The following is a 17,169-nucleotide window of genomic DNA, read 5'->3' on the forward strand; positions in this document are numbered from 1 at the left end:
ACGCCCCGTATTCAAACATGGAATATGCGGAATATCCAATATTGGTATACAATAGTACCTTGCCGATATACATGTAAAGTATAATCATGTTGCGGAAGAGGCCGCGCGGGCCAAGGTTGTGCGCGGTAAGACTGAGGGGAGGACAGGTGGTCATGGACCTTGATCTGAAGGGATCGAAAGTCGCCGTCACCGGCGGCAGCCGGGGCATCGGGAAATCCATCGCAACCCTGTTTGCGGCCGAAGGCTGCGACGTGTCGATCTGCGCCCGCGGACCCGAGACGATCGAGAAGACGCGCGCCGAGATCGAGTCGCACGGGGTCAAGAGTTTCGGCACGGCGTTGCAAGGCCGGGACGGCGAGGCGGTGCGCACCTGGACCCGCGACACCTGCGATGCGTTCGGCGGGCTGGACGTTCTGGTCTGCAGCCTTTCGGCCGGCGGAGGCACCAATGACGAACGCTACTGGTACCGCTCGTTCGAGATTGACCTGATGAGCGCGACCCGCGCGGTCGAAGAGGCCTATCCGCACCTGAAATCCTCTGAGAACGCCGCGATTCTGGTGGTGTCCAGCATGGCGGCGGCTGAAACTTTCGTGTCGCCCATGGCCTACAATTCGATGAAGGCGGCGCTGATCACCTGGTCCAAGCAGCTGGCCGAGCAGTTTGCCCCGAAAGGCATCCGGGTGAACTGCCTGGAGCCGGGGCCGACCATGTTTCCCGGATCGAACTGGGAAATGATCAAGGTGGCCCGATCCCGGACCTATTCCGGGGTCCTCCGCCAGCAGCCGACCCGGCGCATGGCCGAGGCCGAAGAGATCGCGCGCTCCGCTGTCTTCCTGTGCAGCCCGGCGGCGCGGTGGGTGACCGGCGCCACACTGCGTGTCGATGGCGGGTATACCAAGGGCGTCCAATTCTAGACGAGCGTGAGGAGAGTCCCATGACCATTCAACGTATCAAGCCCGGTGACTATACCAAGACACCGATCGACAAGACCGAGGACCCAGATTTCGGGACCGACATGATCCCGAAAACTCGGTATACAAGCCGCGAGTTCATGCAAAAAGAGTGGGATCGCCTCTGGACCAAGGTCTGGAACTGGGGCTGCGCCTCCGAGGACGTGGCCGAGCCGGGCGACTATATCGTCACGTCGCTGGGCAAGGAGGAAATCCTGATCACGCGCCAGCCCGACGGCACGATCAAGGCGTTCTACAACGTCTGCCAACACCGCGGGAACCGGCTGATGATGGGACAGGGTAATGCCACGACGTTTCGCTGCAACTATCACCACTGGGAATACCGCCTGAACGGCGAGTTCGAAAACATCCCCGACATCGAAAGCTTTCCACAAGGCGCGCCGCCCTGCGGCGGCTTGACCGAGGTGCGGTCGCGGGAATGGAACGGGTTCGTGTTCTTCTGCCTCGACCCCGATGGCGAATCTTTCGAGGATTTCATCCATCCGCTCGAGGAGCACCTGGGCCCGTATCACTTCGACCGGATGGTGAAGGTCACCGACTGGACCGTCGAGTGGGAGTGCAACTGGAAGACCAGCGTGGACGCCTTCAACGAAAGCTATCACGTGCAGGGCATCCACCCCGAGCTGCTGTACTTCATCGAAGACAAGCACCTGCAGATCGACACCTACGACAAGCACAACCGCTATCTCATCCCGTTCGCGACGATCAGCCACCGCGTGAACGAGACCACCGAGATCCCCCACCTCATCAAGCACGCCATGAAAGAGGCCGGGATGGATCCGGCGGATTTCGACGGCCGGGTCAGCGAGGTGCGCGGCGCGCTTCAGAAGTTCAAGCGCGAGCACGGGGCCGAGATGGGCATCGATTACTCGGACCTGAACGACGAGCAGCTGACGGACGATTATCACTACATGATCTTCCCCAACATCACGATGAACACCCATGCCGAGGACCTGATGCTGTTCCGGCAACGTCCGCACGAGACCGATCCCGACCGCATGTATTTCGACGTGCAGATGTTCAAGCTGCTGAAGAAGGGCGAGGAGAAACCGCGAAAGCCGAAGAATGAACGGTTCAAGCATGGCGAGCGGTCCATGGGCCTGGTGATCGATCAGGATGCGGCGAACCTGCCCGGCGTGCAGCGCGGCATGCACTCGGAGGCGTATGAAGGTCTGTGGCTTGGCGATCAGGAGCTGCGCATCCGTCACTTCCACAAGGTGCTGATGGATTATGTCCAGGAAGACTGACCCGCATCCCGACCGCAAATGGGAAGATCTGGAGGTCGGCGAGACGACGCGCTCGCGGCCTCTGACGGTCACGGCCGAGGACATGCTGGCTTTCGCAACACGGTATGACCCGCAATATTTCCATTCGGACCCCGAGGCGGCGAAGGACAGCCTGTTCGGAGAGCTGGTGGCCTCAGGGCTCTATACGGCCGCGCTGTGGCGCATCCTCGACCACGAAGAGAACGGCAACGTCGATTGGGTCTGCGGCGTCCAGTGGGACGAGGTGCGCTGGCGCAAGGGCGTGAAGGCAGGCGACACGTTGGTCGCCAGCTCCGAGGTTCTGTCCAAGCGGCCTTCGGAAAGCCGCCCGGGCGTCGGGCTGGCGGTGCTGGCCCATACGGTCGAGAATCAGGACGGCGACATCGTGTTCAGTTTCCGCTCGACCGATCTGGTCTATCGGCGCGACGCCGCATGAGCTTTCCCCCGCGCTGCAATGCCTTGCTGATTGTGGGCGGTCCGTTCCACGACATGGATCATGCGCGGCATTCCCTGTTGGGCTATATGGGCGAACAGGAACGGCTGCGGGCGACCGTGCGCGACGTCTACGACCCGGACGCCATCGCGGCGGCAGACGTGATCGTGACGTATACGTGCAACCTGATCCCGGACGAGTCCGGGCTGGACGCGCTGGACGGGTTCCTGGCGCGCGGTGGGCGATGGTTCGCGTTGCATGGCACCAATTCCCGCATGGTTCTCAGCGGGGACGACCCGGTCGTCTGCCCGCCCCTGCCCAAGCGATTTCTGGACCTTCTGGGCAGTCAGTTCGCCGCCCACCCCGCGCCGGGACGCTACAAGGTGAAACCGGTTGGGCAGGACGCCCTGACCGTAGGTATCGGGACGTTCTTCGTAGAGGACGAGCAATACCTTCAGCATCATCTGCCCGGGAACGAGGTCCTGCTGGCGACGGTGTTCGAGGGGGAAACCCCCCTTTTCGAGACGCGTGACTGGCCCCGGTCTGAGCATCAGGTGATGTATCGCCGCGCCCACGGGGACGGCGCGGTTCTTTATCTGACGCTGGGCCACACGCGGGGCCGCTATGACATGCAGCCCGTGACCGAGTTCTATCCGTTCGTGGAGCGTGGGTCCTGGCCCCATCCGGAATTTCAGAAACTCATCCGCCGCGGCCTGTGCTGGGCGATGAAAGAGGAGCCGTTCGTATGAGACAGGCCATCGTCGAAGACGGCGCAACGCTGATCGAACTGACCATGGATGACGGCGTCGTCCTGCGCGCCGAAACCTTCGGCGATCCGGGCGCGCCGGGGGTTCTTCTGGCGCATGGCGGCGGGCAGACGCGTTACGCCTGGAGCCGGGTGGCCAGAACGCTGGGCGAAAACGGGTGGTACGCGATGGCACTGGATCTGCGCGGCCATGGCGAAAGCGACTGGGACGACAAGGCCGATTATTCGCTGGAACGCTACGCCGCCGACCTTGTGACGGTCGCCGGGCATTTCGCGGGCCCGCCCGTTGTCGTCGGCGCGTCGCTGGGCGGGAATGCGGGCACCCTGGCCGCAGGCGGCGCGGATCGGCAGGCGTTCCGCGCGTTGGTCCTGGTCGATATCACGCCCAAAATCGATGAGAAGGGCGTGGACAAGATCCTTGGGTTCATGGGCCGCCATCTGGAAGAGGGGTTCGCCAGCTATGAAGACGCGGCCGAGGCGATTTCAGGCTATCTGCCCGACCGCAAGGCCCGCAAATCGAATGTCACCTCCCTCAGCCGCTATCTGCGCGAAGGCCCCGACGGCCGGCTGCGCTGGCACTGGGATCCTGCGTTCATCATGGGGCGCAAATCGTCCCGGCTCGACCCGAAGATGGTGGAAAAGCTCAACACGTCGCTGGGCGATATCGAGGTGCCGCTTCTGCTGATCCGGGGGATGAACAGCGATCTGGTCACCGACGAAAGCGTGGCCGAGTTCCGCCGCATCGCCCCCCATGCCGCGCTTCAGGACGTCAGCGGGGCGGGCCACATGATCGTGGGCGACCGGAACGACATCTTTGTCCGGGCGCTGGAGGATTTCCTTGCAGGACTGACCGAAGACGACGCCTAGCGGTCCGGGCGGACGAGAACGCGCCGCCCTTCGATCCTGACGTCGAATTTCGGCAGGTTTGGACAGGCCGATTTCGATCGGCCCGTCCGCGTGTCGAACCTGGCCCCGTGATGGGGACAGGTGATCTCGCCTTCTTCGATCTCGCCACCCTCAAGCCTGCCGAACGAATGGGTGCAGAAGCCCGAAAAGGCGACAATCTCGCCTTGCCGGTCGCGCGACAGCATGACCTCTTGGCTGCCGACGGTCGTGAAGAAGACGCCCGTCTTCGGCACCTGCATGGTCGAGCAGGCGTCCTGAAAGTCCTTATTGCCGCCTGGTAGCATGATGTCCCCTTACCCGACGCGCTGATTGAACCGCCGTCCGACCATGGCCGAGGCGATGTTCACTTTCTGGATGTCGATTGCGCCGCCCGCAATCCCCCAGCCCCAGCTGTCGCGCAGGCGCCGTTCCATCGGGTATTCTTTCGAATATCCGTATCCGCCCATAAGCTGCACGGCCGTGCCGGTGACCTCGCGGCTGATCTCGTTCGCATAGCATTTGGCGATGGAGCTTTCGAGGATCGAGGGCATCCCGTCCTCGGCATTGCTGGCCGCGCGGTGGATCAGAAGACGCGCGCCTTCGATGCGGATCTTCATCTCGGCCAGCTTGATCTGCACGCCCTGGAATTCGACGATGGGGCGGCCGAACTGCTTGCGCTCCTGCACATATTCCTGGACATCGGCCAGCGCGCCCGACGCCTGCCCAAGCGACATGGTCGCGTTGCCGCAGCGTTCCAGATCGAAGGCTTCCATCAGCTTCTTGAACCCGCCGGCGGGGACAATGATGCTGTCGAGCGGCAGTTCCACATCGTCGAAATTCAGGTCCGACGACGGTACGCCGCGGAAGCCCATTAGTTCTTCCTGCGGGCCGAAGGACAAGCCGGGCGTGCCCTTTTCGACATAGACGGCGCCGATGCCCTTGGCGCCGGGGTCGTCCGACATCCGGCAGTACACCACATAGCCATCTGCATGCCCGCCCCCCGAACACCAGCGCTTGGTCCCGTTGAGGATGACCTTGTCGCCCTGGACGACGGCCTTGGTCTTGAGGTCGGTCAGAGCGGATCCGGCATCGGGTTCCGACATCGACACGGCGACCACCGCCTCGCCCGCGCAGACGCGGGGAATCACGCGCTCTTTCAGGCTGTCCTGGGCGAAATGCTCGATCGCGCGGATGGGGCCGACGCAGCTTTCGAAGACGGGGAACGCCACGGCCGAGCTGATCTTGGCGAATTCCTCGACCACCAGAAGCGCTTCGAGGTTGCCCAGGCCCAGCCCGCCGTATTTCTCGGCGACGTTGATCCCCAGAAAGCCCATCTCGGCATAGCGCAGCAGCCAGTCCGCGGGAACGGGCTGGTTCGTTTCCTCAAGCTCCTTTGCCAGATCCGGCAATTGCTCTTGGGCGAAACGTCTGGCGGCCTCTTGCAGGCTTTTCTGATCTTCGGTCAGCTGGAAGTCCATGTGGCCCTCTCCTCCGCTCTGGATACAAAAACAGGTCTTTTCATATACACAAAAATCTGGGATGAAATATACAATCGTTGCAAACGGCGAAATTGGTACCGCAAGGTGCGCTGGAGGATGGAACATGCAGCAAAGCCCCGACCAGATCCGAAGGGCCTATCGGCAAATGCGGTTGATCCGCGAGTTCGAAGAGCGTCTGCACGTCGAGAACCCGAAAGGTGAGATTGCGGGCTTCACCCATCTGTATTCGGGGCAGGAGGCCATCGCCGTCGGCGTCTGCGAGAACCTGCGCGATACCGACTACATCATCTCGACCCACCGGGGACACGGCCATTGCCTGGCGCGCGGATGCGACCCCAAAGGCATGATGCACGAGATCTACGGGCGGGCCGACGGGCTTGGCAAAGGCCGCGGCGGATCGATGCACATCGCGGATCTCGACAAGGGGATGCTCGGCGCGAACGGTATCGTCGGGGGCGGTCAGCCCATCGCTGTCGGCGCCGCGGTCGCCTGCAAGGCGCGCCAGGATGGATCGGTCTCGGTCAGTTTCACCGGCGACGGCGCCTCGAACCAGGGGACGGTGTTCGAAGCCATGAACATGGCCGTGGTGCTGAAGCTGCCGAAGGTCTTCGTGCTCGAGAATAACGGATATTCCGAACACACCGGCGCAAGCTACGGGATCGGCGGCGACCTGAAGACCCGGACCGAAGGCTTTGGCATCCCCGTGTGGGAAGCGGACGGGTTCGACTATTTCTCGGTCTACGACGCGGCGGGCGAGGCCATCGAACATGCCCGGGCCGGCAAGGGCCCAAGCGCCATTCTGGCCACGGCGACCCGCTATTTCGGGCATTTCGAGGGCGATCCGCAGAACTATCGCGCGAAGGACGAGGTGAAGAACTTCCGCGAGACGAAGGACGCGCTGAAGCGGATCAGGGAGAAGGTGACAGGGGCCGGTATCTTCACGGCCGAGGATCTGGATTCCATCGACGCCGAGGTTCTGAAGCTGATCGACGACAGCGTTGGAACCGCGCGCAACGGGCCGGTCCCGGGGGCCGACATCATGATGTCCGACGTCTACGTCGATTACTGAAGGGGGCGCGATATGGCCGTATTAACGATGCGCGACGCGCTGAATCAGGCGTTGCACGAGGAAATGGAACGCGATCCCAGCGTGATCGTGATGGGCGAGGACGTCGCGGGCGGTGCCGGCGGCAGTTCCGGCAATGTCGAGGCCGCCGGGGGTATCTTCGGCGTGACCAAGGGTCTCAAGACCAAATACGGCGCCGACCGCGTGATCGACACGCCGATCTCGGAAAGCGCGATCGTGGGTCTGGCGAACGGCTCGGCGCTGGCGGGGATGCGTCCCGTGGCCGAGCTGATGTTCGCGGATTTCGTGGGCGTCTCTCTGGACCAGATCTTCAACCAGATGGCCAAGTTCCGGTACATGTTCGGCGGCAAGGCGAAGGTGCCGGTGGTCCTGCGGATGTCGATGGGGGCGGGCATGAACGCCGCGGCCCAGCACAGCCAGACGATCTATCCCATGCTGACGATGGTGCCCGGTCTGAAGATCGTGATCCCGTCGAACCCCGCCGACGCCAAGGGCATGATGAAGCAGGCGATCCGTGACGACGATCCGGTGATCTTCTTCGAGCACAAGGCGCTGTATTCCCGCAAGGGCGAGGTCCCGGATGGCGAACACCTTGTCCCGTTCGGACAGGCCGAACTGGTCCGCGAAGGCAGCGACGTGACCGTTGTCGCCCTGGCCCGCATGGTGCCGTTCGCGATCAAGGCCGTGGACAAGCTGGCCGAGGAAGGGATCACCTGCGATCTGATCGACCTGCGCACCACGTCGCCGCTGGACGAGGACGCGGTACTTGAAAGCCTGTCGATGACCGGGCGGCTGGTCGTGGTCGACGAGTCGAACCCGATGTGCTCGATCGCTTCCGAAATTGCCGGGATCGCAGCCTCGAAAGGGTTCTCCAGCCTGCGCGCTCCGGTCCAGAAGGTGACCGCGCCGCATACCCCTGTCCCCTTCGCCCGCGAGCTTGAGCGTATGTACGTACCCAGCCCCGGCGACATCGAAGCCGCGATCCGTCGCGTGATGGAAGGAGCGTAAGATGACCGAGATTACGCCGATCACCCTGCCGAAATGGGGCCTGGAGATGTCCGAGGGCACTGTCACCAACTGGCATCTTGCCGAAGGTGACACGGCCGAGAAGGGCGTCGATCTGGTCGATGTCGAAACCGACAAGATCGTCAACGCGGTCGAGCTGGAACAGGGCGGCACGCTGCGCCGGATCCTCGTGCCCGAAGGCGAGACGGTGCCCGTCGGCACCCTGATCGCGGTCATGGCAGACCCGGCAATCGACGATGCCGCGGTCGAGGTGTTCATCTCCGATTTCAAGCCGGTCGACGCATCGTTCGATCCGTCCGAGGACAGCGCGCCCGAGACCAAGGCACAGGCTGCGCCCGAACCTCAAGCCGCCCCCGAACCGGCCCAGAATGTGAAGGCCACGCCGCTTGCCAGGCGGGCCGCCGAGGCCGGAGGTGTCGATTTGGCGGGTGTCAAAGGATCGGGCCGCGGCAACAAGGTGATGAAGGACGACGTGGCGCAGGCGGCGGCGGGCGGTTCGGCGCCGAGCCCCGAAGACCTGCGCGCCGAGAATGCCGGCGTCCATGCCAGCCCTATCGCCCGCAAGTTCGCCAACGAGACCGGCATCGCCCTGAAAGGCATGACGGGTACGGGTCGCAAGGACCGCATCTCGTTGCAGGATGTGCAGGACGCCGCGATCGACGCCGGCCTCTGGAGCAGACCGGCGCCGGTCGGGCGGGGCCCGGTCGTCGCAGCCGATGGGCCGGCGAGCGCGGGGGCGGAACAGCCGTTCACGGGGATGCGAAAGTCCATCGTGAAGGCACTGACAGCCTCGAAGCAGACCATCCCGCATTTCTACACCACGGTCGATATCGAGATGGACGCCCTGATGGATTTGCGCCGCGGGATCAATGACGCCGGGGACGAGGGGGCGGCCAAGGTCTCGGTGAACGACTTCCTGCTCAAGGCCTGCGGGCTTGCGCTGGAAGCGCATCCGGCCGTGAATGTCCATGTCACCGAAACCGGGGTGACCTCGTTCGATCGCGCCGATATCGCGATGGCGGTGGCGATCGATGCCGGGTTGATCACGCCGGTTATGCGAAATGTGGCCAACCGGGGTTTGCGCGACATCGCGGCCGACTCGAAGGATCTGGCGACCCGCGCACGTGAGCGTGGCCTGACGGCCGATGATTTGAAGGGCGGCACCTTTACGCTGTCGAACCTTGGCATGTTCGGGGTGCGCACCTTCGATGCGATCATCAATCCCCCGCAGGCGGCGATCCTGGCCGTCGGCGGTCCCCGGCGCGAACCGCGCGAGATCGATGGCGAGGTCGGGTTTGTCACCGTGATCTCGGCGACGTTGTCCGCCGATCACCGTGCGGTGGATGGCGCAGTCGCGGCGCAGTTCCTGGCGACGCTCAGGACCCTCATCGAAACGCCCATGAAGCTCGTGTCATGAAATAATGGCGGCTGCCTTCTGGGCAGCCGCCATTCTTCCGATTGAAGCGGTTGCGCCTAAAGGCGCCGCCCGGCAGATCAGCCGACCGACTTGATCTTCGCGGGCTCCTGATGGCCAAGCGCGATGTATTCGGCCAGAACGTCGCCCTGCACATTCGTATGCTTGCGGAACAGATCGGCGGCGTGCTCGTACTCGCCCGCGCAGATGGCTTCCATGATCTTTTCGTGGTCGCGCAGGTTGTTCTCGGACCGGCCGGGATAGGACAGCTGGAACCGCCGATAGGGGACCAGCTTGATGCCCAGCCGATTGGTCGTCTCGATCAGCTCGTGATTGTGCGTCCCTTCGATCACCATCAGGTGGAACTTGCGGCTGAGGTGATAGTACTCGTCGTGCCGGCCGGACTCGTAGGCGGCAACCGAGGCCTCGTGCAGCTTGCGAAGGGCGGTCCGTTCCTGCGGTGTCATGCGACGGGCGGCCAGTTTGGCGCAAATCCCCTCGAGCTCGGACATGACTTCGAACAGCCGGATCATGTCCGACAGATCGATCTGGGCCACGATGGCGCCCTGGCGCGGCCGTTTCTCGACCAGACCGGACTGGATGAGCTGAAGCATCGCCTCGCGGACGGGGGTTCGCGACACCGAGAACCGGCGGGCCAGCGCCTCTTCGTCGAGGGACGCGCCGGGGGCCAGTTTGCCGGCGAAGATATCGTCTTCCAGTGCCAGTCGAACCGTCTGCGCGTGCGTCATCCCTGAAGTTTTGGCCATTGGCGATAAGCCCTTTCCGCGTGGTTTGGTGTGTTTCATACTATATTATTTTGAATACATAAGGATCCAGAACGTAACGTCGCTTCCGTGGCTTTTAAGTGCGATGCGACGCTTTCCCGCCAGTCTCCCTGCCCGTGGAATGGGCGTTATTGGCTTTCTCCCTCTGTAAGTATGCATTACACTGCTTTTAAGTATACCAAAAAGGTGAAGCTTGAGCAGCGTTTTCGGCGATATCCGGCAGATCGCATATGTCAGCGCCGATCTGGACCGGGCCCTGGGCTTCCTGTCGCGTTCGCATGGGATCGGTCCCTGGTTCGTCACACGCGGCTACAGCGTTCCCAACAGCCGGATTAACGGGACCGAGCAGGAGGTGATCGTCGATGCCGCCCTCGCCTACGGATCGGGGATGCAGTTCGAGGTCATCTATCAGCGTAGCACCGCCCCGACCCTCTATTCCGAATTTCTGGCGCGGTTCGGCGATACCCTTGTCCCGCACAGCGTATCGTCCTGGGTGACGGATTTCGACGCGGTGATTCATCGCGCCTTGGGCCGGGGATTCCGGCAGGTGTTCGATGCGCATACCGGGTTGGGCAAGATCGCTTATTTCGAACATCCCGACCGGCCGCACTTCGCCTATGAAGTGACCGAGTACACGCCGGCGCGGCAATCCATCTTTCGCAAGATCCGCGAGGCGGCCGCCGATTGGAATGGCGCGGCGCCGATCCGCGAGGACTGGCCCAAACCACAGATCTAGGGAGGATCGGATGGCTAAACGACTGGACGGCAAACGCGCGATCATACTGGGGGCCGCGGCCGAGGGGAATCTGGGCCAGGTCACGGCCAGACGCTTCGCCGCAGAGGGGGCCCGTGTGCTGGTCGCCGGGCGTCACGAGGCCGCGTTGAGGACGCTGGCGGACGAGATCAGCGGCACCCACGCGCTGTGCGATATCACCGACGAGGCCGATCTGGCCGCGATGGTGTCCCATTGCGTCGCCACGCTCGGCGGCGTCGATCTGGCGGTCAACTGTACCGGCTGGGGGCTGTTGACCCCGTTCCTCGACAACACCCGCGAAGAGCTGGAAAAGATGGCGGCGCTTCAGTTCACCGGACCGTTCCAGTTCTTTCAGGCGGTCCTGAGAAAGATGGCGGATGGTGGCGCGGTGGTCCAGGTCTCCTCGGCCACGGCCAAGATCATGATGGACGATCACGCGGCCTACATGGGAACCAAGGCAGGGATGGATCATGTGATCCGTTGCATCGCGAACGAGTTCGGGGCTCGCGGCATCCGCGCCAACAGCGTGGCGCCGGGGTTCACCGCCTCGCCCATGACCGAGCGTGCGGCGAAGAACCCGGCCGTCGTCGGCGCGTTCGAGAAGGAATATCCGCTGGGCCGTGTCGGCACACTCGATGACACCGCCGAGGCCATCGTCTGGCTGTGTTCGGACGCATGTTTCGTAACCGGCGAGGTCATGCAGGTGAATGGCGGCGTCACGCTGCGCCGCAACCCGACAAACGCCGAGATCGTGGCCGCAGCCAAGGCCGCCAAGGCGGCGCGGTCGGCCTAACCCGACCGCGGACGGGATTTGGGATCGATCTTCTCCTCCCGCGCGAAGGCGCGCGGGAGTTTGAATTTCTGGATCTTCGTGGTCGACATTGGCCACGAGTCAACAATGCGTACATATCGCGGAATCTTGTAGCTGGCGATCTGATCGATGCAGTAGTCGACGACCGCCTCGGGCGTCAGCGTCGCGCCGGGGACCAGTTCGACGAAGGCCGCGGCCACTTCAAACAGGTGGTCGTCCTCGACCCCGATCACCTGCGCGATCTGGATGTCGGGATGCGAGCAGAGATAGGTCTCGATCTCGAGCGCGGCGACGTTCTCACCACCGATCTTGAGCATGTCCTTCAGGCGGCCGTCATACGTGATGTGCCCGTCCTGCGAGACATAGCCCATATCGCCGGTGCGCAGCCACTGCCCGCCGTCGACAAGCGTCTCGGCCGTCTTTTCGGGGTCCTTGTAGTACCCGTCGAACAGGCAGAACCCGCCAATCCAGATTTCGCCCCGTTCGCCGAAGGGGACATCCTCCAGCGTGGTCGGGTCCACGGCCTTGGCCCTGACGCCGTCGAAGACCCGCCCCGAGACGGTGGTCGCCTGATCGGCCGGATCCAGCGGATCGGTATAGCAGCACACGCCCGTTGCTTCGGTCAGCCCGTAGGCGTTGATGTAATGCGCGCCGGGAAAGACCTTCGTGTATTTCTGCATGAGGTCCGCGGGCCCGACCGTGTGCAAGAAGCGCAGGCTGGTCAGATCCCGCGATGCGAAGTCGGGATGCTGGATCACCTGGTTCACTAGCGTCGGGAACGAAAGATAGCCGAAACTGACCCGCTCGGATTCCATTTGGGCCAGCGTTCGGCCCGGGTCGAAATGAGCGGTGCAGATCTGCGCGGCGCCCGATGCGCGGCAGGCGGCCATGGGCAGCATGGTGGACATGTGGAAGAACGGCAGCGGGTTCATCACGCTGTCTTCGACGCTGAGGTCGAACCGTTCGGCAAAGCTCTGCCCGATCATCGACAGCGTCCGGTGCGTGATCATGCAGGCCTTTGGATGCGCCGTGGTGCCCGATGAATACATCATCAGTGCGTGGTCGTCGGGCGACGTGCTGGCCATGAGGGCATCGATCCGCGCCTCTGGGATCGTGTCGCTGGCCTTCAGGAAATCCTGCTCGGTCGGCCAGCGCGTCTCACGCGAGTCAGCCAGGTTGTAGATCGCCCGAAGGCGCGGGGCGTCTTCGAGGTCCAGCGGGCCGCCGTTCCAGATGTCGAGGTCGGGATAAATCCGCGTCAGCATCGCCCGGAAATCGACATGGGGCAGGGCGTGCCCGCCGATGAACAGAACGTCCATGTCCGAATGGCGCACCGCATAGCCCAGGTCGTCGTCCTTGAACCTGGAATTGATGGTCAGGGCGACGGCACCGATCATCCCCGTCGCATAGAACAACCGGACGTAATCCATGGAATTGGGCATCAGGATCCCGACATGCGCGCCCGGTGCGACCCCGGCGCCGCGCAGCGCACGCGCCCAGTGGCGCGCTTCGGCGTAGAGCTCGGCCCAGGTCAGGCGCGCGTCGTCCACGATGATCGCCGTGGCGTCGGGCCAGTCCCGCGCGGCCCGTGCAAGCATGGTCGCCGCCGTCTCGTTCCCGGCGGCGCGCACGGTTTCACCAGCTTCGTTCATGTGTCCCCCTTGTCCCGACAGGCGTCAGCCGGACCTTGCCCACTCGGCGGCCGCGTCGCTTGTCACCCAGTCTATCGCGTTGCGCAGCAGCCGGCGGAAATTGTCGTCGCCATAGGTCTTGGCGTCGTTGCCGCACAGGATGGTGACAGTCGGCGCATTGCCCGAGATCTTGGCCCATGCGATCAGGTCCGTGCCGGGGCCGTGCGTCCAGCCGTCCCGCGTCCACATGCGCGCCTCCAGCGCGTTGGCCGCGGAATAGAAATTGTCCTGGTGGAACGCGTAGTCGGCCCGCAACAGCGGCACGATTCCGTCCTCCAGCATCTCGATAAGGTAAAGCTCGTCGGTCAGGGTGAACCCACCCTCCAGCCCTTTGGTCACGGGATGGTCGCCCTCGGGGGTCAGCGTGAATTCGACCGGGAACACATAGCCGCTGTCGGGGTGATCGCGCCCCTTGTAACGCCCCGGCTGATAGAAGAAACGCGCGCCGATCGCCTCGGCATAGTCGTCCCACAAGGGCCATCCCGCGATGGCGTGGTGCAGGAAGATCATCGGCTTGCCTGCGTCCAGAAGCCCGCGGAACCCGGACTTGAAGGCCTCGGTCGGCGCGATCAGGTCAGGCGGCTTCGGCGTTTTGAACTGAAGCCCGGGCACGTCGTAGAAGAGAAGCGCATCGAAATCCGATGCGCCCTCGGGCGACATCAGCGCCGCGGTCGCGGGCTGTTCGACATGGGTCCAGGTCATTCCGCGCATGGCGTCGAACATGCCGAAGAAGGCCGGCGTGTCGAACGGGTGCCCCTTGGTCGATACCAGGACGTTCAGGGGCGCATCGTAGCGGATGACCATCGGGGCTTAGAACTGCACGCGTTTGGTGAAGCCGCCATCGACGATCAGGTTCGTCCCCGTCACCCAGCTGGCCGCATCCGACGCGAGGAAGGCGATGCATTTCGCGACTTCGTCGGCTTCGCCCATGCGCCCGTCGGGTTGCTGAGCGAGGATCGAGTTGAAGAACGCCTCGTCCTGTTGGCGAAGCTGGTCCCAGCTGCCGCCGTCGATCAGGATGGGTCCGGGCGAGACCACGTTGAACCGGATCCCGCGCTTGGCGTGGAACTGGCTCATCTGCTTGGCATAGGTGATCAGGGAGGCCTTGATCGAGTTATAGGGCATCGGCGCGATGAACGTCTCGACGGCGGCCGTGGTCGAAATGAAGACCACGGACGCATTCCCGGACGCCTTCATGTGGGAAAACAGAGCGTCGAAGCCGCGAACGCAGCCCATCAGGTCGATCTCGAACGCCTTGTACCAGCTCTTCTCGCCGTCCATGCCGCCCCCGGCCGAAACGCCGGGCACGAAGATGTCGCAGCCGCCAAGCTCGTCCGCGGCGTCCTTCAGCCACTGCTGATAGCCTTCGACTTCCTTGACGTTCGCGGTGCCGCCGACGACCTTGACGCCGTGGCTCTGCAGTTCGTCCTTGGTTTTGGTCACGTCGTCTTCGCTGCGGGCGCAGAACGCGATGTCGCATCCTTCGGCGGCGAGAATGTCCAGAAGCGCACGGCAAATGCCCTTCGTCCCGCCCGTCACGATCGCCTTCTTGCCCTTCAAGCCCAGGTCCATGCCTGTTCCTCCCGTTGATTCCGGCCCGTGGGACCATTCTTTCATATACAGACAAGTTTCTTTTCCGGCCAATGGCAAGCAGAAATTCAGCGAAATACCGGTCGGTTCGACGTGAGAACGTGCGCAGACCACTGATAATAATATAGAATAGCGCGTGGTATCGTGAATACGGAAAAAGCTGTCTTTACATACAAGAATGCTGTTTCGTATACCAGACGGCGGGAGGGTTGCCCAGAATGGTGCCTGAAATCTGCCGAAGGTCCGGGGTATGAGGTCTGGTGACGTGATCGTCGGCGCAGGCCGGCGCACGCCTTTGGGCAATTTCGGGGGCGCGCTGCGCGATGTGCCCCTTGCCGATCAGGCCGCGCATGCGATCCGCGACAGCGTGCGTGCCGCCGGGCTGAACCTTCAGGACATCGACCACTGCGTATTCTCGACCACGGTGCCCACGGATCGCGACAGCCTGTTCTCTGCCCGCGTGGTCGGCGTGCGGGCCGGTCTGCCCGAGGAGGCGCCGGCCTTGTGCGTTTCGCGGGCCTGCGCGTCCGGCCTTCAGGCCATCATTTCCGCCGTTCAGCAAATCGCCGACGGGCAAAGCCGCGTGTCGGTCGTCGCGGGGGCCGAGGCGTTTTCGAGGGTGCCGCACGTGGTCTCGGACCTGCGGTGGAACGCAGCGCGGGGCGGCCGCGCGTTCGAGGATATGCTGGACTGGGCCTATCGTTGTCCGTTCAGCCTGGAGTACATGGGCGAAACGGCCGAGGCGCTGGCCGACCGCTTTGGTTATACCCGAGAGGCGATGGACGACTGGGCCGCGATGAGCCAGTCCCGCGCCTTGGCTGCGCGCGACTTCCTTGGCCGCCAGATCGCGCCGATGACGATGCTGACCGAGGATGAAAGCCCGCGCCCGGATGCCACCCGGGAAAAGCTTGCCGGACTGCGCCCGGCCTTTCGCGACGGCGGGCGGGTGACGGCGGGAAACGCCAGCGGCGTGACGGACGGGGCCGCCGCGATGATCGCCTGCGCCCCCGGCGAGCCGACGCCCGAAAACGCCTTTCGGATCCGGGCCTGGCGCGCCGTCGGTGTCCCGCCCGAGATCATGGGGATCGGTCCGGTGCCAGCCGTGCAGGCCGTGCTGAAGGACACCGGGCTGACCCTGGCCGATATCGACTATTTCGAGGTGAACGAGGCCTTCGCGGCGGTGAACCTGCATGCCGAAGCCGAACTCGGGATCCCGCGCGATCGCCACAACCTGTATGGCGGCGGAATTTCATTGGGCCATCCGCCCGCGGTGACCGGGCTGCGCATGGCGATGACGGCCGCACAGCACCTGCATGAAGCCGACCAGACCCTGGCGATGCTGACCATGTGCCTGGGCGGCGGTCAGGGGATGGCGATGCTGATCGAACGTGTATGAGGGCCAGCCGATGACCGATCTTGTGATTGTGACCAAAACCGCAGGGGTGGCCGAGCTTCGGTTCAACCGGCCAGAAGCGCTGAACGCGCTGGATCTTCCCCTGGCGCGTGCCTTTGCGGCTGCGGTCGAAGATGTCGCCGGCGACCCGGCGATCCGCGCAATCCTGTTGTCGGGCGAAGGCCGGGCCTTCGTCGCCGGAGGGGACGTCTCGGCGATGGCCGCCGATCCCGACAAGGGGCATGAGGTTGTCGATGCACTGCTCGAGGTGCTGAACCCGGCCATCCTGGCCCTGCGGGCGAACGATGCCCCGGTGATCGCCGCCGTCCGGGGCGTGGCGGCGGGCGCAGGCCTGTCGCTGGTCGCGGGCGCCGATCTGGTTGTCGCGGACCCGGCGGCCAAGTTCGTGATGGCCTACGATCAGGTCGCCGGGGTGCCCGATTGCGGGGGGTCCTGGTTTCTGACCCACAGGCTGGGCCGGACGAAGGTGCTGGACATGATGCTGACCGGCACCCCGATGACCGCCGACGAGGCGATGGCGGCCGGGCTGGTCTCTTGCATCAGCGCGGCGGACATGGTCGAGGACGAGGCCCGCGCGCTGGCCGCCAAGATCGCCACGGGCCCGACCGCCAGTTTCGGGCGGTTCCGCAGGCTGGTGGACGCCGCGCCCGCCACGACGCTTGCCGATCAACTGGAGGCCGAGCGCGCGGCCTTCGTCGGGGCGGCCCGCAGCGAGGATTTCCGCGAAGGCGTCGCGGCGTTCACCGCGCGGCGCAAACCTGAATTCAAGGGACGATAA

Annotated in this window: 18 protein-coding genes; 12 read left to right on the forward strand and 6 right to left on the reverse strand. The window is 64.0% G+C overall.

Annotated elements, in window-relative coordinates:
- Positions 1-152: 152 nt before the first annotated feature.
- The 5 genes from PAA8504_RS19125 to PAA8504_RS19145 are packed head-to-tail and all read left to right on the forward strand — an operon-like array spanning position 153 to position 4,302.
- Entirely contained in the window at positions 153-914 is a 762-nt protein-coding gene (locus PAA8504_RS19125; protein WP_181375877.1) for an SDR family NAD(P)-dependent oxidoreductase, read from the forward strand.
- A gap of 20 nt (positions 915-934) precedes the next feature.
- The gene (locus PAA8504_RS19130) at positions 935-2,218 is read left to right on the forward strand and encodes an aromatic ring-hydroxylating oxygenase subunit alpha (protein ID WP_108895745.1); all 1,284 of its coding nucleotides are present in this window, start codon (positions 935-937) and stop codon (positions 2,216-2,218) included.
- A complete protein-coding gene (locus PAA8504_RS19135) occupies positions 2,202-2,672 on the forward strand; it encodes a MaoC family dehydratase (protein WP_108895746.1) in 471 nt (156 codons plus the stop codon). The genes PAA8504_RS19130 and PAA8504_RS19135 overlap by 17 nt, the downstream gene beginning before the upstream one ends.
- Positions 2,669-3,418 carry a ThuA domain-containing protein gene (locus PAA8504_RS19140; protein ID WP_108895747.1) on the forward strand — a complete coding sequence of 250 codons (750 nt, stop codon included), beginning with the start codon at positions 2,669-2,671 and terminating at the stop codon, positions 3,416-3,418. Before PAA8504_RS19135 ends, PAA8504_RS19140 begins: the two co-directional genes overlap by 4 nt.
- Positions 3,415-4,302: an alpha/beta fold hydrolase gene (locus tag PAA8504_RS19145; RefSeq protein WP_245897699.1), complete on the forward strand. Its 888-nt coding sequence runs from the start codon at positions 3,415-3,417 to the stop codon at positions 4,300-4,302. Before PAA8504_RS19140 ends, PAA8504_RS19145 begins: the two co-directional genes overlap by 4 nt.
- On the opposite strand, the gene PAA8504_RS19150 is transcribed toward PAA8504_RS19145, so the two are convergent.
- The gene (locus tag PAA8504_RS19150) at positions 4,299-4,625 is read right to left on the reverse strand and encodes a Rieske (2Fe-2S) protein (protein ID WP_108895748.1); all 327 of its coding nucleotides are present in this window, start codon (positions 4,623-4,625) and stop codon (positions 4,299-4,301) included. The two genes, PAA8504_RS19145 and PAA8504_RS19150, sit on opposite strands and share 4 nt — an antisense overlap.
- 9 nt (positions 4,626-4,634) lie before the next feature.
- Positions 4,635-5,798 (reverse strand): acyl-CoA dehydrogenase family protein, encoded by a 1,164-nt coding sequence (locus PAA8504_RS19155; RefSeq protein WP_108895749.1) that lies wholly within the window; start codon positions 5,796-5,798, stop codon positions 4,635-4,637.
- Positions 5,799-5,922: 124 nt separating this feature from the next.
- Between PAA8504_RS19155 and PAA8504_RS19160 the strand changes: the two genes are divergently transcribed.
- Genes PAA8504_RS19160 through PAA8504_RS19170 form a run of 3 tightly spaced genes read left to right on the forward strand, consistent with a single transcriptional unit; the run spans position 5,923 to position 9,349 of the window.
- The gene (locus tag PAA8504_RS19160) at positions 5,923-6,888 is read left to right on the forward strand and encodes a thiamine pyrophosphate-dependent dehydrogenase E1 component subunit alpha (protein ID WP_108895750.1); all 966 of its coding nucleotides are present in this window, start codon (positions 5,923-5,925) and stop codon (positions 6,886-6,888) included.
- A 12-nt stretch (positions 6,889-6,900) separates the two neighbouring features.
- The gene (locus PAA8504_RS19165) at positions 6,901-7,914 is read left to right on the forward strand and encodes an alpha-ketoacid dehydrogenase subunit beta (protein ID WP_108895751.1); all 1,014 of its coding nucleotides are present in this window, start codon (positions 6,901-6,903) and stop codon (positions 7,912-7,914) included.
- Between the two features lies 1 nt (position 7,915).
- A complete protein-coding gene (locus tag PAA8504_RS19170) occupies positions 7,916-9,349 on the forward strand; it encodes a dihydrolipoamide acetyltransferase family protein (RefSeq protein WP_108895752.1) in 1,434 nt (477 codons plus the stop codon).
- Between the two features lie 77 nt (positions 9,350-9,426).
- Here PAA8504_RS19170 and PAA8504_RS19175 read toward each other — a convergent pair whose 3' ends face one another.
- Positions 9,427-10,113 (reverse strand): GntR family transcriptional regulator, encoded by a 687-nt coding sequence (locus PAA8504_RS19175; RefSeq protein WP_108895753.1) that lies wholly within the window; start codon positions 10,111-10,113, stop codon positions 9,427-9,429.
- A gap of 211 nt (positions 10,114-10,324) precedes the next feature.
- Here PAA8504_RS19175 and PAA8504_RS19180 point away from each other — a divergent pair, with 211 nt between their 5' ends.
- Both PAA8504_RS19180 and PAA8504_RS19185 read left to right on the forward strand, forming a co-directional pair.
- Positions 10,325-10,867, forward strand: coding sequence for a VOC family protein (locus tag PAA8504_RS19180; RefSeq protein ID WP_108895754.1), 543 nt, complete (start codon positions 10,325-10,327; stop codon positions 10,865-10,867).
- Between the two features lie 10 nt (positions 10,868-10,877).
- Positions 10,878-11,678, forward strand: coding sequence for an SDR family NAD(P)-dependent oxidoreductase (locus PAA8504_RS19185; protein ID WP_108895755.1), 801 nt, complete (start codon positions 10,878-10,880; stop codon positions 11,676-11,678).
- Here PAA8504_RS19185 and PAA8504_RS19190 read toward each other — a convergent pair.
- The 3 genes from PAA8504_RS19190 to PAA8504_RS19200 are packed head-to-tail and all read right to left on the reverse strand — an operon-like array spanning position 11,675 to position 14,959.
- Positions 11,675-13,348 (reverse strand): class I adenylate-forming enzyme family protein, encoded by a 1,674-nt coding sequence (locus PAA8504_RS19190; protein WP_108895756.1) that lies wholly within the window; start codon positions 13,346-13,348, stop codon positions 11,675-11,677. The two genes, PAA8504_RS19185 and PAA8504_RS19190, sit on opposite strands and share 4 nt — an antisense overlap.
- A 24-nt stretch (positions 13,349-13,372) precedes the next feature.
- Positions 13,373-14,191 (reverse strand): ThuA domain-containing protein, encoded by an 819-nt coding sequence (locus tag PAA8504_RS19195; RefSeq protein WP_108895757.1) that lies wholly within the window; start codon positions 14,189-14,191, stop codon positions 13,373-13,375.
- A gap of 6 nt (positions 14,192-14,197) precedes the next feature.
- On the reverse strand, positions 14,198-14,959 hold the full coding sequence (locus PAA8504_RS19200; protein WP_108895758.1) for an SDR family NAD(P)-dependent oxidoreductase: 762 nt from the start codon (positions 14,957-14,959) through the stop codon (positions 14,198-14,200).
- Positions 14,960-15,227: 268 nt separating this feature from the next.
- Between PAA8504_RS19200 and PAA8504_RS19205 the strand changes: the two genes are divergently transcribed.
- Together PAA8504_RS19205 and PAA8504_RS19210 are read left to right on the forward strand one after the other, a co-directional pair.
- Complete coding sequence (locus PAA8504_RS19205; protein ID WP_108895759.1) at positions 15,228-16,373, forward strand: thiolase family protein; 1,146 nt, start codon at positions 15,228-15,230, stop codon at positions 16,371-16,373.
- 10 nt (positions 16,374-16,383) lie between these two features.
- A complete protein-coding gene (locus tag PAA8504_RS19210; protein WP_108895760.1) occupies positions 16,384-17,169 on the forward strand; it encodes an enoyl-CoA hydratase-related protein in 786 nt (261 codons plus the stop codon).

This window comes from Palleronia abyssalis, assembly GCF_900302445.1.
GTDB classification, from domain to species: domain Bacteria; phylum Pseudomonadota; class Alphaproteobacteria; order Rhodobacterales; family Rhodobacteraceae; genus Palleronia; species Palleronia abyssalis.

Coding starts and splice junctions, on each gene's coding strand:
- PAA8504_RS19155 (WP_108895749.1), bottom strand. CDS start 5,798: ATGGACTTCCAGCTGACCGAAGATCAGAAAAGCCTGCAAGAGGCCGCC.
- PAA8504_RS19135 (WP_108895746.1), top strand. CDS start 2,202: ATGTCCAGGAAGACTGACCCGCATCCCGACCGCAAATGGGAAGATCTG.
- PAA8504_RS19160 (WP_108895750.1), top strand. CDS start 5,923: ATGCAGCAAAGCCCCGACCAGATCCGAAGGGCCTATCGGCAAATGCGG.
- PAA8504_RS19130 (WP_108895745.1), top strand. CDS start 935: ATGACCATTCAACGTATCAAGCCCGGTGACTATACCAAGACACCGATC.
- PAA8504_RS19205 (WP_108895759.1), top strand. CDS start 15,228: ATGAGGTCTGGTGACGTGATCGTCGGCGCAGGCCGGCGCACGCCTTTG.
- PAA8504_RS19185 (WP_108895755.1), top strand. CDS start 10,878: ATGGCTAAACGACTGGACGGCAAACGCGCGATCATACTGGGGGCCGCG.
- PAA8504_RS19145 (WP_245897699.1), top strand. CDS start 3,415: ATGAGACAGGCCATCGTCGAAGACGGCGCAACGCTGATCGAACTGACC.
- PAA8504_RS19210 (WP_108895760.1), top strand. CDS start 16,384: ATGACCGATCTTGTGATTGTGACCAAAACCGCAGGGGTGGCCGAGCTT.
- PAA8504_RS19125 (WP_181375877.1), top strand. CDS start 153: ATGGACCTTGATCTGAAGGGATCGAAAGTCGCCGTCACCGGCGGCAGC.
- PAA8504_RS19175 (WP_108895753.1), bottom strand. CDS start 10,113: ATGGCCAAAACTTCAGGGATGACGCACGCGCAGACGGTTCGACTGGCA.
- PAA8504_RS19140 (WP_108895747.1), top strand. CDS start 2,669: ATGAGCTTTCCCCCGCGCTGCAATGCCTTGCTGATTGTGGGCGGTCCG.
- PAA8504_RS19150 (WP_108895748.1), bottom strand. CDS start 4,625: ATGCTACCAGGCGGCAATAAGGACTTTCAGGACGCCTGCTCGACCATG.
- PAA8504_RS19165 (WP_108895751.1), top strand. CDS start 6,901: ATGGCCGTATTAACGATGCGCGACGCGCTGAATCAGGCGTTGCACGAG.
- PAA8504_RS19200 (WP_108895758.1), bottom strand. CDS start 14,959: ATGGACCTGGGCTTGAAGGGCAAGAAGGCGATCGTGACGGGCGGGACG.
- PAA8504_RS19195 (WP_108895757.1), bottom strand. CDS start 14,191: ATGGTCATCCGCTACGATGCGCCCCTGAACGTCCTGGTATCGACCAAG.
- PAA8504_RS19190 (WP_108895756.1), bottom strand. CDS start 13,348: ATGAACGAAGCTGGTGAAACCGTGCGCGCCGCCGGGAACGAGACGGCG.
- PAA8504_RS19170 (WP_108895752.1), top strand. CDS start 7,916: ATGACCGAGATTACGCCGATCACCCTGCCGAAATGGGGCCTGGAGATG.